The sequence below is a fragment of the Azospirillum formosense genome, from assembly GCF_013340925.1.
Lineage (GTDB): Bacteria > Pseudomonadota > Alphaproteobacteria > Azospirillales > Azospirillaceae > Azospirillum > Azospirillum formosense.
In genome coordinates, this window is record NZ_WHOR01000164.1 from 1 (window position 1) to 12,785 (window position 12,785).

At 71.5% G+C, this 12,785-nt stretch carries 13 protein-coding genes and 3 tRNA genes; 15 read left to right on the top strand and 1 reads right to left on the bottom strand.

What is annotated here, in order from left to right; translation table 11 throughout:
• The first annotated feature begins 144 nt into the window (after positions 1-144).
• The 14 genes from GBZ26_RS19315 to GBZ26_RS19380 all read left to right on the top strand — a co-directional run bounded on the left by GBZ26_RS19315 (position 145) and on the right by GBZ26_RS19380 (position 11,214).
• Positions 145-1,569, top strand: coding sequence for a type II and III secretion system protein family protein (locus GBZ26_RS19315; protein ID WP_247884848.1), 1,425 nt, complete (start codon positions 145-147; stop codon positions 1,567-1,569).
• A 23-nt stretch (positions 1,570-1,592) separates the two neighbouring features.
• On the top strand, positions 1,593-2,288 hold the full coding sequence (locus tag GBZ26_RS19320; RefSeq protein WP_246654164.1) for a CpaD family pilus assembly lipoprotein: 696 nt from the start codon (positions 1,593-1,595) through the stop codon (positions 2,286-2,288).
• On the top strand, positions 2,285-3,502 hold the full coding sequence (locus tag GBZ26_RS19325) for a CpaE/TadZ family protein (protein WP_174440241.1): 1,218 nt from the start codon (positions 2,285-2,287) through the stop codon (positions 3,500-3,502). Before GBZ26_RS19320 ends, GBZ26_RS19325 begins: the two co-directional genes overlap by 4 nt.
• Entirely contained in the window at positions 3,499-4,905 is a 1,407-nt protein-coding gene (locus GBZ26_RS19330; RefSeq protein WP_174440242.1) for a TadA family conjugal transfer-associated ATPase, read from the top strand. Before GBZ26_RS19325 ends, GBZ26_RS19330 begins: the two co-directional genes overlap by 4 nt.
• Positions 4,906-4,921: 16 nt before the next feature.
• Entirely contained in the window at positions 4,922-5,887 is a 966-nt protein-coding gene (locus GBZ26_RS19335; RefSeq protein ID WP_174440243.1) for a type II secretion system F family protein, read from the top strand.
• Complete coding sequence (locus GBZ26_RS19340) at positions 5,884-6,906, top strand: type II secretion system F family protein (protein ID WP_174440244.1); 1,023 nt, start codon at positions 5,884-5,886, stop codon at positions 6,904-6,906. Before GBZ26_RS19335 ends, GBZ26_RS19340 begins: the two co-directional genes overlap by 4 nt.
• Positions 6,903-7,736: a tetratricopeptide repeat protein gene (locus tag GBZ26_RS19345; RefSeq protein ID WP_246654165.1), complete on the top strand. Its 834-nt coding sequence runs from the start codon at positions 6,903-6,905 to the stop codon at positions 7,734-7,736. Before GBZ26_RS19340 ends, GBZ26_RS19345 begins: the two co-directional genes overlap by 4 nt.
• A gap of 9 nt (positions 7,737-7,745) precedes the next feature.
• Entirely contained in the window at positions 7,746-8,321 is a 576-nt protein-coding gene (locus GBZ26_RS19350; protein ID WP_174440245.1) for a TadE/TadG family type IV pilus assembly protein, read from the top strand.
• Positions 8,322-8,326: 5 nt separating this feature from the next.
• Positions 8,327-8,926: a TadE/TadG family type IV pilus assembly protein gene (locus tag GBZ26_RS19355; RefSeq protein WP_174440246.1), complete on the top strand. Its 600-nt coding sequence runs from the start codon at positions 8,327-8,329 to the stop codon at positions 8,924-8,926.
• Entirely contained in the window at positions 8,923-10,365 is a 1,443-nt protein-coding gene (locus GBZ26_RS19360; RefSeq protein ID WP_174440247.1) for a TadE/TadG family type IV pilus assembly protein, read from the top strand. The genes GBZ26_RS19355 and GBZ26_RS19360 overlap by 4 nt, the downstream gene beginning before the upstream one ends.
• Positions 10,366-10,534: 169 nt before the next feature.
• On the top strand, positions 10,535-10,897 hold the full coding sequence (locus tag GBZ26_RS19365) for a response regulator (protein ID WP_014200077.1): 363 nt from the start codon (positions 10,535-10,537) through the stop codon (positions 10,895-10,897).
• An 81-nt stretch (positions 10,898-10,978) separates the two neighbouring features.
• A tRNA-Asn gene (locus GBZ26_RS19370) sits at positions 10,979-11,054 on the top strand.
• A 4-nt stretch (positions 11,055-11,058) separates the two neighbouring features.
• A tRNA-Asp gene (locus GBZ26_RS19375) sits at positions 11,059-11,135 on the top strand.
• A 4-nt stretch (positions 11,136-11,139) separates the two neighbouring features.
• Positions 11,140-11,214: transfer RNA gene (locus GBZ26_RS19380), tRNA-Gly, on the top strand.
• Positions 11,215-11,289: 75 nt separating this feature from the next.
• Here the strand turns inward: GBZ26_RS19380 and GBZ26_RS19385 are convergent.
• Entirely contained in the window at positions 11,290-12,057 is a 768-nt protein-coding gene (locus GBZ26_RS19385) for an AraC family transcriptional regulator (protein WP_174440248.1), read from the bottom strand.
• A gap of 84 nt (positions 12,058-12,141) precedes the next feature.
• Between GBZ26_RS19385 and GBZ26_RS19390 the strand changes: the two genes are divergently transcribed.
• Positions 12,142-12,768, top strand: a complete 627-nt coding sequence (locus GBZ26_RS19390; protein WP_174440249.1) for an MSMEG_1061 family FMN-dependent PPOX-type flavoprotein — start codon at positions 12,142-12,144, stop codon at positions 12,766-12,768.
• The last annotated feature ends 17 nt before the right edge of the window (positions 12,769-12,785 follow it).

Below are 12,785 nucleotides of genomic sequence, written 5' to 3' on the forward strand. Positions count from 1 at the left end.
CGCTGCTCATCATCCGCGGCTCCAAGACGGAAACGCTCGAACGCTGAACCGGCGCGCCGACCCAGGGGGGACGAATCCATGACGATGACCATCACAACCACCAGGGGCCGGGCCGCAGCCATCAAAACCGCGGCCTTCAAGATCATGGGGGCGGCCCTCCTGGCCGGGCTGTTCGCGGCGTCGGTCGCATCGCCCGCCCAATCCCAGCAATCCCAGGCGCAGCAACGCCCCCGCGAGATCACGCTTGAGGTCGGCGGCGGGCAGCCGGTCAACCTGCCGGCCCCGGCGGCCAGCGTCTTCACCTCCGCCCCGGAGATCGCCGACGTCCAGGCGTCCGGCCCGCAGGCCTTCTTCATCGTCGCCAAGACGCCGGGGCGGGCCAGCGTCTACGCCCTGTCGGCGGACAACAAGCCGCTGGCCTCCTTCAGCGTCGTCGTCACCATGCCCATCGGCGACCTGCGGTCCAAACTGGTCGCCCAAGTGCCCAACGCCGCCATCGATGTGCAGAGCACCGGCAACGGCATCACGCTGACCGGCACGGTCTCCTCCCCAGCCACGGCGCGGCAGATGGTCGAGCTGGCCGAGCGCTACGTCGGGCAGGGGCAGACCGTCACCAACCGTCTGACCGTCGCCTCCCCCGCCCAGGTCAATCTGCGGGTCCGCGTCGCCGAGGTCTCGCGTCAGGTGACCAAGGAGCTGGGCGTCAATTTCGAGAGCATGTTCAACATCGGCTCCTTCGCCTTCGGGATCGCCACCGGACGGCCCATCCTGGACGCCGCCGGCAACCTGATCCGCGCCATCCCCCCAACCAACTCGATTGGCGGCAGCTACCGCTCCAGCAACGGGCGGGTGGACATCAACACGGTGGTGGACGCGCTGGCCGAGGACGGGCTGATCACCGTGCTGGCCGAGCCGAACCTGACCGCCCTGTCCGGCGAGACCGCCAGCTTCCTGGCCGGCGGCGAGTTCCCCATCCCGGTCGCCCAGTACGACCGCACCACCACCATCCAGTTCAAGAAGTACGGCGTCAGCCTGGACTTCACCCCGACCGTTCTGGGCGGCGGCCAGATCAGCATGCGCGTGCGCCCGGAGGTCAGCGAACTGACCAACAACGGCGCCGTCGTGGTCGACTCCATCCGCATCCCCGGCCTGTCGGTGCGCCGCGCCGAGACCACCATCGAGCTGGCCAGCGGACAGAGCTTCGCCATCGCCGGTCTGCTTCAGAACAACACCACGGCGACGCTGGACGCCGTGCCGGGGCTGGGCGACGTGCCGGTGCTGGGGGCGCTGTTCCATTCCAGCAAGTTCCGCCGCAACGAGACGGAGCTTGTCATCGTCGTGACCCCCTACCTCGTGCGCCCGGTGTCCGCCGCCAACGCGCTGTCCGCCCCGACCGACGGCTTCGTCGCGGCCACCGATGTGGAGCGCATCTTCCTGAACCGCGCCCAGAGCCTCCAGCCTCCGGCGGGCGGCGGCAGCGGCTCCGGCGCCGCCCCCCTCGCCGCTCCGATGGCGATCGGGCCGGGCGCCGCCCGCCTGCACGGCGACGCCGGCTTCACCCTGCAATGACCCCTTTCGCGGAGCACAGCGCCATGTCCAGAGCCATGCTGCCCAGAGCCATGTTGCCCAGAGCCATGCGAACGCCGATGCTGCTTCTGCCGCTCCTCACCGGCCTGCTGGGCGGCTGCGCCGTACCACAGACGCCCCCGCCGATGCCCAACGCCCAGACACCCGCTGTCAAGGCGCTGAGCAACGCCGTCCCCTTCGCCATCGACCCGCGCAGCGGCGCCATCGCGGCGGAAGAGCGCGCCCGCGTGGTCCGCACGGTGGCCGGGCTCGGCCGCGACACCACCCCCCACGTGACGGTCACCGGCCCGCTGCTCGCCGCCCCGGCGCAGGCCGCCACCGTCTCCCTGCTGGGCGGGGCCGGTGTGCCGGCGGAGAACGTCACCTTCGCCCCCGACCAGTCCGGCGCCCCGGCGCTCCAGGTGACCAGCTACATCGCGCTGGCCCCGGACTGCCAAGCGTGGAGCGACATCTACAGCGGCTGGTACCAGAACAGCCCCACCGCGGCGCTGGGCTGCAGCAACCAGCGCAACCTCGCCTTGATGCTGGCCGACCCGCGAGACCTCGTGCAGGGGCGCGAGACCGTGCCCGCCGACGGCCAGCGCATGGCCGGCGCCGTCCAGCGCTACCGCGCCGACAAGGTGAAGCCCTTCGTGAAGGGGAACACGTCCAGCGCCTTCCTGCTGGCCCCCGCCCTGAACGGAAGCCAGGAGGACCAATGAGCCTGCTCGCCACCCTGCTCGGCGAGGCGCCCTCGCCGGCCGACGCCGCCCGCGGCGCCGGTCCCCGCCTGCTCGCCTACGTCGCCGACGCGGCCAGCGCCGCCCTGCTGACCCGCACCGCCCCGTCCCTGCTGCCCTGCGAGGTGCGGACCGGCGACATCCGCAGCGCCGCCCGCGACCTGGCGCGCCAGCGCTCGCCCGACCTGCTGCTGGTCGACCTGTCCGGCGTCGCCGAGCCGCTCGCCGCCATGGAGGCGCTGGCCGGGGTCTGCGACCCGTCGGTGCGGGTGATCGCGGTCGGCGACAGCAACGACATCGGCCTCTACCGCGAGCTGCGGCGGATCGGGGTCACCGACTACCTGTTCAAACCGCTGTCCCGCGACCTGCTGGAAGGCGCGCTGCGCGCCGCCGGCGCCGGCGCCGGCACCGCGGCGGACGAGGCGGCGGGGCGGCTGGGCAAGCTGGTGGCGGTGGTCGGCGCGCGCGGCGGCGTGGGCACGACCACCGTCGCGGTGCATCTGGGCTGCTGGCTGGCCGACGGGGCGCGCGGGCGCACGGCGCTGGTCGACCTCGACCTGCAGAACGGCTCGGTGGCGCTGGCCCTCAATCTGCGGCCCGAGCCGGCGCTGCGCGAGGCGGTGGAGGCGCCCGACCGGGTGGACGACGTGTTCATGGAGCGCGCGATGGTCGCCGCCTCCGACCGGCTGTCCGTCCTGGCGGCGGAGGAGCCGGTGGAGGATGTGATCGACATCGCGCCGGCCGCCGCCCTGTCGGTGCTGAACCGGCTCCAGGCCCGTCACAACTACGTGGTCGTGGACGCCGGCCGCGCCCAGGGCGGGGCGGCCCGCGCTGCGTTGGAGGCGGCTTCCATCGTGGTCCTGGTCGGCGACGCCAGCGTCGCGGGGCTGCGCGATCTGGTGCGGCTGCGCGCCGCCATCGCGCGCCGGTCCGGCGGCGGGCGGCTGGTCACCGTGCTGAACCGGCGCGGCGCCCCCGGCGAGCTTCCCGCGGCGGACCTGATGCGCACGCTGGGCGAGCCGCCGGAACACGCCTTGCCCTATCGCCCGGTGCCGCTGGCCGTCGCCGCGGGCGTCGGCGAGCCGGCCTTCCGCCACTGCCGTCGCTTCCGCGAGGCGATGGAGCGGCTGGGCGCCGACGTCGCCGGTCAACCCGCCGCCCAGGACGGCCTGTTCCGCCGCTGGGTGCGGCGATGAGCACGCTGTTCGGCCGCAAGTCGGCATCCGCCTCCCTGGCGGTCGCCAGCCCCTCGCCCGAGGAGCCGAAGCCCGCCCCGGCGCCGGCTTCGGTCGCAGCACCGGCAGCAGCCCCCGCTCCGCCGCCGCCGGCCGCGCTGCGCCCGGTCAACCGCTCGCTGAACGACATCCGGTCCCAGGTGCTGGCCCGCATCGACCCGGCGACCATCGCCGACATGCCGGCGGAAACGCTGCGCCCGCTGGTCGAGCGGCTGATCGACGACATCGCCACCACCAGCCGCAGCCAGTTGAACGGGCGCGAGCAGGCGACGCTGGCGACGGAACTGGTCCACGACATGATCGGGCTGGGGCCGCTGGAGCCGCTGCTGGCCGACGACGCGATCACCGACATCATGGTCAACGGCCCGTCGCGCACCTTCGCCGAGCAGCGCGGCAAGCTGGTCGAGATGCCGGTGCGCTTCCGCGACTCCGGGCACCTGCTGAACATCGCGCAGCGCATCGCCTCGGCGGTCGGGCGGCGGGTGGACGAATCCAGCCCGATGGTCGACGCCCGGCTGGCCGACGGCAGCCGCGTCAACATCGTGGTGCCGCCGCTGGCGCTCGACGGCGCCTGCATCTCCATCCGCAAATTCGCCCGCCGCACCATCGGCTTCCGCGAGCTGGTGGAGTTCCGCAGCCTGTCGGAACCGATGGCCCGCGCGCTGGAGATCATCGGGCGCTGCCGGCTGAACGTCATCATCTCCGGCGGCACCGGCTCGGGCAAGACGACGCTGCTCAACGCCATGTCCCGCCCCATCGAGGCGACCGAGCGCGTCATCACCATCGAGGACGCGGCCGAACTCCAGCTCCAGCAGCCCCACGTCGTCCGGCTGGAAACGCGCCCGCCCAACCTGGAGGGCCAGGGGCAGGTGACGCAGCGCGACCTCGTGCGCAACGCGCTGCGCATGCGGCCCGACCGCATCATCATCGGCGAGGTGCGCGGGGCGGAGGCCTTCGACATGCTCCAGGCCATGAACACCGGCCATGACGGGTCGATGTCCACCATCCACGCCAACAACCCGCGCGACGCGCTGAGCCGCGTCGAGAACATGGTGCTGATGGCCGGCATGAACCTGCCCAGCCGGGCCATCCGCCAGCAGATCGCCGGGGCGGTCAACGTCATCGTCCAGGTCCAGCGCATGCGCGACGGCGTGCGCCGCATCACCCACGTCACCGAGCTGGTCGGCATGGAGGGCGACGTGATCCTGACCCAGGACCTCTTCACCTTCGAGTTCCGCGGCGAGAACCGCGACGGGATCCTGGAGGGACGCTACGCCGCCACCGGCCTGCGCCCGCGCTTCGCGGAGCGGCTGGCCTATTTCGGGCAGGAGGCGGCCTGGAACGCCGCCACCACCGGCCTGTAGCGGGAGGGGACACGCGATGGACCGCATCCAGGCCCTGCAGGTCGCCACCCTCCTCCTCGGCGTCGGGACGCTGCTGTTCGCCCTGTCCACCCTGCGCGCGCTGCGCCGCCGCAAGGCGCTGCGCCGCCGGCTGGCCGCCCTGTCGGCCGAGGCGCGGACGGTGACGGAGGACGGCAGCCCCGACATCACCGGCGCCGGCGCCCTGACCCTCGCGGACCGGGTGAAGCGGCGCATGTCGCGCTTCTACGCGCGGCGCCAGACCGTCTATCTGCCGCCGGGCGTCCGGCTGTGGCGGGCGCTGTTGGCCGCCGTGGTCGCCGCCGGCCTGTGCTGGTGGCTGGGCGGCCCGGTGATGGGCGACGCGGGCGCCATGACCGCCGCCGCCGTGGCCCTGCTGGTCACCCCGCGCCTCGTCTTCGCCGCCAGCCGCCGCAAGACGCTGGAAGCACTGATGAACCAGCTTCCCGACGCGATCAGCCTCGTCGTCCGCGCCACCCGCGCCGGCATCCCGGTGTCGGAAAGCCTGCGCATGGTCGGCACAGAGCTGTCCGAGCCGATCGCCCCGCTGTTCCGCCGCATCGTCGACGAGACGGCCATGGGCATCGACCTGGAAACCGTGCTGGGCCGCGCCGCCGCCAACGTCCGCCTGCCGGAGTTCCGCTTCTTCGTCGTCACCCTGCTGCTGCAGCGGGAAACCGGCGGCAACCTGACGGAGCCGCTGGAGAATCTGGCCGACATGATCCGCCAGCGCCGCCGCGTCCAGATGCGCACCCGCGCCCTGACTTCGGAGGCGCGCAGCTCCGCCGCCGTGCTGGCCGCCCTGCCCTTCCTGGCCGGCGGCGGCATGGCGATGCTGAACCCCGACTACGCCATGCGGCTGATCGACGAGCCGAGCGGCCAGACGATGCTGGCGGTGGCGGGCGGTCTGCTGCTGGTCGGTGTCGGCTCCATGCAGCTTCTCATCCGAAGGACCCTGTCATGAGCGGCGGCGTGATGGGCGGCCTGATCCCCCAGCCGGTCCTTCTCGGCTTCGGCGTTCTGATGATCCTCACCGGGGTGGCCGGGCTGCGCTCCTGCGTGCTGCGCGAGCGGCTGCTGGCCCGGCTGGAGCGGCTGCGCGCCGGAACCGCGCCGTCCGCCGAGCCGGACACCGAGCGCCGGAGCCTGCTGAGCCGGGTCGGCGCCTGGCTGGCCCGCACGCCGCTGATCGGGTCCGCAGATCGCGAGCGGATGCGCCGAAGCCTGATCGCCGCCGGCTATAACCAGCCCGGCCACCTCTATTCCCTGCTCGGCATCAAGCTGCTGTCCATCGGCGCCGGGATGGCGCTGGTCCCGGCGGCGGCGGGCGACCTTCTGCCGTCGCTGATCGGCGCGCCAGGCGCCGCCGCGCAGGTGGTGGCCGGCGCGCTGCTCGGCTGGCGGCTGCCCGATCTGGCGCTGGGCCGGATGCGCGACCGCCGGCTGGAGGAGGTGCGCAACGGCCTGCCCGACGCGCTCGACCTGCTGGTGATCTGCGGCGAGGCCGGCCTCGGCCTGGAAGCGGCGGTGGACCGCGTGGCCCGCGAGGTGGCGACCGCCTACCCGGCGCTGAGCGCCGAGCTGTCGGCCACCGCGGCGGAGATGCGCGTGCTGTCCGACCGCGGCGGCGCGCTCAACAATCTGGCCGCCCGGCTGGACATGGAGGGCGTGCGCGGCATGGCGACGACGCTGATCCAGGCCATGCGCTACGGCACGCCGCTGGCCCAGGCGCTGCGCGTCCTGGCCGGGGAGATGCGCGCCCAGCGCCTCGCCCGGTTCGAGGAGAAGGCGGCCCGCCTGCCGGTGCTGCTCACCCTGCCCATGGTGGTCTTCATCCTGCCCTGCGTCTTCATCGTCGTCGGCGGCCCCGCCATGCTCGACGTCTCGCGCAGTTTCGACAGCGCCGGCACCAGCCAGCAAGCCCATTCCAGCCAGACCCATTCGAACCCGCCCCACAGCCAGACCAAGGGAGGTCAGCCATGATCGCCACCCCGACCCAGAAGCGCCCGTCCAGCAAGCGTTTGTCCCTGGGCCGCGCCGCGGCGGCCGCCCTCCTGCTGCTGTCGGTCAGCGCTTGTGCCAGCCCGCCGGGCGGCGGGCCGGTGGGGTCGAAGAGCGGCCCGACCGCCAACGCCACGCTGGACGACAAGGCGCGCGTGCAGCTCCGCCTCGCCCGCGCCGCGCAGGAGGCGGGCAACACCGGCTCCGCGGTACGCTTCTACCGGGCGGTGCTGGATCAGGCGCCCGGCCATGTCGGCGCCCTGCTCGGGCTGGGCGAGACCCTGTCGGAGAGCGGATCCGCCGCCGACGCGGTGGTCGAACTCCAGAAGGCCGCCGCCGCGGTGCCCGACAATGTGGAGGTGCAGACGGCGCTGGGCCGCGCGCTGGTCCGCGCCAACCGGCCCGCCGACGCGCTGAATCGCTTCGACGCCCTGCTGCGCCGCAACGACGACGACCTGCGCGCCCGCCTGAACCGCGGCGTTGCCCTCGATCTCGCCGGGCGGCACGCGGAGGCCCAGGGCGAATACCGCCACGTCCTGAAGGCGGAGCCGAACAACGCGACGGCCATGGCCAACCTCGGCCTGTCGCTGGCGCTGAACGGCAGCGCGGAGGGGGTGACGATCCTCGAAGGCCTCGTGCAAGGCGGGGTCGACTCTCCCCGCGTGCGCCAGAACCTCGCGCTGGCCTACGGGCTTAAGGGCGATCTGGAGTCGGCGGCCCGCATCGCCCGGCTCGACCTCGACGACGCCAACGTGCGCTCCAACCTGGCCTTCTACGAGACGGCGCGCCAGTTCGTCGCCTTCAAACCGTGAGGCGGCCCCATGCGCAGCAACCGCCGCAGCCGCCCCCGTCCCTTCCCTCGCCCCCTGGGTGACCGCCGGGGGCTGACCACGCTGGAGCTGGCGATCGTCTCCCCGGCGCTGATCGCCGGCATGATCGCGCTGGCCGAGGTGTCCTACTCGCTGACCGTGGACGGTCTGCTCAACCATGCCGCCCGCGCCGCCGCCCGCAGCGGCTTCACCGGGGAGCTGGCGAGCGGCTTCACCGACCGCCGCGCCCAGGTCTGCGACACGGTGCGCCGGCTGACCAGCCGGGTGCTCGACCAGAGCCGCCTGTCGGTGCGCAGCCACAGCTACGCCTCCTTCACCACGCTGGGACAGGTCAACGGCGGGGTTCCGCTCTCCACCGCGCTGACCGACCTGAATTGCGGCTCCACCAACTGGGACGCCAGGCAGACCGGGGCGGCGTTGGGCGGCAGCGGGCAGGTCGTGGTCTACGCGCTGCGCTACACCCAGCCGGTGCTGACCGGGCTCGGCGCCACCGTGCTGGGACGGGCGGAGCTGGTCCACGAAGCCCGGCTGGCCGTGCGCAACGAGCCCTTCATGGTGGGGGAGTGACCGGCATGACGGGACATCGTCCATTCCACCGGAATCCCTTGCGCGACCGCGGCGGCGTCGCCGCGCTGGAGATGGCGCTGCTGGCGCCGGTCCTTCTGGTTCTGGTCACCGCCACGGTGGACGTTGTGCGCTACGTCAGCATCAGCCTGACCCTGAACCGCACCGCCGCCAACGTCAGCGACATCGCCACCCAGTTCGACAAGCTGCGCGCCGGCATGACCGTGGTGAAGGGAAACGAGGTCGGCGTGCTGTTCCTCGCCGCGACGGAGGTCGCCCAGCCGCTCGACCTGATGGCCGGCGGGCAGGTGATCGTCAGCTCGGTCGCCAACATGGGCCAGGGGTCGCGGGTGATGTGGCAGCAGCGGGCCGGCACCGGCTCCGCCGCCAGCCACCTCGGCGCCGCGGGCGGGGTCGCCACGCTGCCGCCCGGCTTCACCCAGCAGCCCGGCGACAACGCCATCTTCACCGAGTTGTTCTACCGCTTCACCCCCTATCTGCTGAGCGGACCCTGGCTCGGCAACGCCGGGACCTCCACGACGCTCTACGCCAGCGCCGTCTACCAGCCCCGGCTCGGCACGCTCACCACGCTGGAGACCGGGCCATGAGGACAGTGCTCACCTCCGCGGGCCGCTTGCTCACCTCCTTGGGCGCGGTGCGGCGGGACCGCCGGGGCGCCACCGCGCTGATGTTCGCCGCCGCCGCGGTGCCGCTTCTGGGCATGGTCGGGCTGGCGGTGGATTACGGGCGGGCCTTCCTGGTGCAGTCGCGGCTCCAGACCGCCATCGACGCCGGGGCGCTGGCCGCCGGCAAGATGCTGAACTCCTCGGCGGACGCCCAGAAGGACATCGCCATGTTCGTCGCGGCCAACCTGCCGCCGGGCTTCCTCGGGGCGGCCATCGGCACCCCGGCGGTGACGCTGGACCAGACGAACCAGCGCGTCGGCGTCTCCGTCACCGCCACCCTGCCGACGACCTTCCTGCGCGTCCTGCGGGTCGACCAGCTCACCATCTCCGTCACCAACCAGGTGCAGCGCGCCAACGCCGGGCTGGAGCTGGCGCTGGTGCTCGACGTCACCGGCTCGATGGCCACCAACAACCGCATCGGGGAGCTGCGCAGCGCCGCCACCGACCTCGTCAACATCCTGTTCGGGCCGGGCAGCACGCCGCCGAAGAATCTGTGGGTCTCCATCGCCCCCTACGCGGCGGAGGTCAACATCGGCAAGGCGCGCACCAACTGGCTGGCGGCGGGCAGCTACGACGCCACCAAATGGGCCTCCCAGGGCTGGCGCGGCTGCGTCCTGGCGCGCACCCAGCCGCAGGACCAGACGGACACCCCACCGGCCTCAGCGCCCTTCAAGCCCTTCTGGTACCCGAACAACCAGTACAACGGGAACAACAACGACAACCCCTGGACCCCGAACAACATCACCGACGACGGCACCTACCGCCAGACCAACGACATGGCCGGGCCGAATCTCGGCTGCCCGCCACCGGTCATGCCGCTGACCAACGACCGCGCGGCCCTGCTGTCCAAGATCGCCGGGCTGAAGCCGGTGAACCGCGGCGGCACCATGGCGAACCAGGGGCTTCAGGCGGGATGGTTCACCCTGTCGCCGAAATGGCGCGGCCTGTGGGGCGGCACGACGCCGAACACGCTGCCGCTCGATTACGGAACGCCGGACATGTCCAAGGCGGTCGTCCTGCTGACCGACGGCAACAACGAGTGGTACAAGTACAAGCCGCAGGGCGACTACACCAGCTACCAGCGCCTCAGCGACGGGCTGCTCGGCACCACCAACACCAATCAGGTGACCACGGCGATCGACAACCGCATGCTGACGCTGTGCACCAACATGAAGGCGGCGGGGATCACCCTCTTCACCATCACCGTCGGCGACAGCGCCAGCAGCAGCACCCGCACGCTTTACCAAAGCTGCGCCTCGCCCGGCCCGAACCATTATTTCGACAGCCCCACCCCGGCGGACCTGCAGACGGTGTTCCGCACCATCGCAGGCCAGCTCAGCAACCTGCGGATCATCCGCTGAACGGGAGGGCGCTGAACGGGAGGGCGCTGAATGGGGGCCGCTGAACGGCCGACACCTTGGCCGGGGGCGGTATGGCGGAGACGGCGGTTTATGACCTATTGCGCATTGGTCCGCCGCCGCCCGATGGGCTACAGGATTCAGGACCGTGCAGACAAGAGGCCCGCCCGTCATGTCCCAGACCTTTCATGTGATCGTTGCCGAGGACGACCCCGTCGTCGCGGTCACCATTGCCGAAACCCTGGAGGAGCGCGGCTTCCGCGTGACCATCGGGCGCAACGGGTTCGATGCCTTCAAGATCGACCAGAACGATCCCGCCGACATCCTGATCACCGATCTGCGCATGCCGCATTTCGACGGCACCAGCCTGATCGCCCGCATGCAGGAGCAGCGCCCCGAGCTGCCCATCCTGGTGACCACCGGCTACAGCGACAACCTGCCCAAGGAGGAACCGGGCCAGCTCTCCGTCGTCCAGAAGCCCTTCTCCGAGGACAGCATCGTCCGGGCGGTGCAGAGCCTGCTCGGGGTCGCCTGACCAGAGGGTTGGAAAAAATCGCAGCCCGGTGAAGTTCCTGCTTGCGCTCCACCGCTGGGACCCGTATAAGCCGGCCTCCGTTCCGGATTAGCTCAGTCGGTAGAGCAGCGGACTGTTAATCCGCGTGTCGCTGGTTCGAGTCCAGCATCCGGAGCCATATTGCGGGTGTAGCTCAGTTGGTTAGAGCGCCGGCCTGTCACGCCGGAGGCCGCGGGTTCAAGTCCCGTCACTCGCGCCACATTGCGGGCGTAGCTCAGGGGTAGAGCACAACCTTGCCAAGGTTGGGGTCGAGGGTTCGAATCCCTTCGCCCGCTCCAGTTTCGGGGCACGACAGTGTCTACGGGGGCCGCTTGTCCATCAAGCGGCCCCTCGTCGTTTCCGCCCCATCCCGCTCAGCCGAAATAGGCCGACGGCGTCACGCCCAGCGTCCGCTTGAACACGGCGATGAAGGCGCTGACGCTGTCGTAGCCGAGGTCGATGGCCACGGTCGTCACCGGCGCGCCCTCGGCCAGCATCTCCAGCGCGCGCATCAGACGCGCCCGCTGCCGCCATGCGGTGTAGCTGTAGCCGGTCTCCGCAACGAAGCGGCGGCTCAGCGTGCGCTCGGAGACGCCCGCCCAGGACGCCCAGGCGTCCATGCCGCGCCGATCCCCGGGATCGTCGAGCAAGGCCCGCGCGATCCGGAGCAGGCGCGAATCACGCGGCATCGGCAAGGTGAAAGGGTCGATGGGCGAGGCCCTGAGTTCGTCGAGGAGGACCATGGCAAGGCGCCATTGCGCCTCGTCCATCTCCCACCCCCGCCATCCGGAGGCGCGGATCACCGCCTCGCGCAACAGGCCGGACACCTTGATGATGCAGGGCCGCTCCGGCAGCGTCGCGCAGGCGGTCTCCGCGATGTAGCAACTCCACCCCTCGACGGCCCCATGGGTGTAGCCGTGGTGCGGCTGGTGGGGCGGTAGCCAGACCGCGTGGTCGGCGGGAACCACCCAGGTGTCCGTCTCCGTGCCGATGGTGAGCAGGCCGCGGCGCAGGCCGGAGAGCTGGCCGCGCGGATGGCTGTGCAGCCCCAGCGCACAATGTTCGGCCTGCGTCTCGTAGATGGCGACGATGATCGGTTCGCACGCATCACTCGCGGCGAAAGCGAACCGTTCCTCGGTCATGGCGTCAACCCGCTATCGAATGGCCGCCATAGCTTAGCGCCGCCTCCCGTCTCCCGGCTACACTGCTCGCGACAGGAGAAAGCCATGATCCCGCGGAATCCCCCCTCCCCCACGCCCGACCTCGACCGGCTTTACGACCCGCCCATGGAGCATGTCCAAAAGGCGGTCATGACGGAGTTGATCTCCTTCCACGCCGATTACCTCGCCAAGGCCAGCTTCTTCTGCCTCGCCACCGGTCGCGCCGCCGGCCTGGACGCTTCGCCGCGCGGCGGCCCGCCAGGATTCGTCAGGATGCTCGATGCCAAGACCGTCGCCTTCGCCGACTGGCCGGGCAACAACCGGATCGAGTCCATGCGCAACCTGCTGGAGGACGACCGGCTGGGGATGCTCTTCCTGTTCCCTGGCCTGGACGTCTTCATGCGGATCAATGGGCACGGCCGCGTCTCGGACGACGCGGCTCTCCGCGCCAGCCTCGCCGAGGGGACGAAAATTCCCAAGACGGCCATCGTCGTGAGCGTGGACGAGGTGCTGTTCCACTGCGGCAAGGCGGTGAACCGGGCCAAGCTGTGGGCGCCGGAATCCCGGATCGGGCGTGGCGTGCTCCCGACCCCCGGCCAGATGCTGGCAGCCATGACCAAGCAGGACGCCTCCGCCGCCGAAGCCATCGATGCGCACTACGACCATGCGATGCGAAACGACCTCTACGGCTGAACCGTGATCCCCTCCCC

Bases quoted from the DNA above. Each gene is read 5' to 3' on its own strand.
- GBZ26_RS19315 (WP_247884848.1), top strand. From the start codon at position 145: ATGGGGGCGGCCCTCCTGGCCGGGCTGTTCGCGGCGTCGGTCGCATCG.
- GBZ26_RS19320 (WP_246654164.1), top strand. From the start codon at position 1,593: ATGTCCAGAGCCATGCTGCCCAGAGCCATGTTGCCCAGAGCCATGCGA.
- GBZ26_RS19325 (WP_174440241.1), top strand. From the start codon at position 2,285: ATGAGCCTGCTCGCCACCCTGCTCGGCGAGGCGCCCTCGCCGGCCGAC.
- GBZ26_RS19330 (WP_174440242.1), top strand. From the start codon at position 3,499: ATGAGCACGCTGTTCGGCCGCAAGTCGGCATCCGCCTCCCTGGCGGTC.
- GBZ26_RS19335 (WP_174440243.1), top strand. From the start codon at position 4,922: ATGGACCGCATCCAGGCCCTGCAGGTCGCCACCCTCCTCCTCGGCGTC.
- GBZ26_RS19340 (WP_174440244.1), top strand. From the start codon at position 5,884: ATGAGCGGCGGCGTGATGGGCGGCCTGATCCCCCAGCCGGTCCTTCTC.
- GBZ26_RS19345 (WP_246654165.1), top strand. From the start codon at position 6,903: ATGATCGCCACCCCGACCCAGAAGCGCCCGTCCAGCAAGCGTTTGTCC.
- GBZ26_RS19350 (WP_174440245.1), top strand. From the start codon at position 7,746: ATGCGCAGCAACCGCCGCAGCCGCCCCCGTCCCTTCCCTCGCCCCCTG.
- GBZ26_RS19355 (WP_174440246.1), top strand. From the start codon at position 8,327: ATGACGGGACATCGTCCATTCCACCGGAATCCCTTGCGCGACCGCGGC.
- GBZ26_RS19360 (WP_174440247.1), top strand. From the start codon at position 8,923: ATGAGGACAGTGCTCACCTCCGCGGGCCGCTTGCTCACCTCCTTGGGC.
- GBZ26_RS19365 (WP_014200077.1), top strand. From the start codon at position 10,535: ATGTCCCAGACCTTTCATGTGATCGTTGCCGAGGACGACCCCGTCGTC.
- GBZ26_RS19385 (WP_174440248.1), bottom strand. From the start codon at position 12,057: ATGACCGAGGAACGGTTCGCTTTCGCCGCGAGTGATGCGTGCGAACCG.
- GBZ26_RS19390 (WP_174440249.1), top strand. From the start codon at position 12,142: ATGATCCCGCGGAATCCCCCCTCCCCCACGCCCGACCTCGACCGGCTT.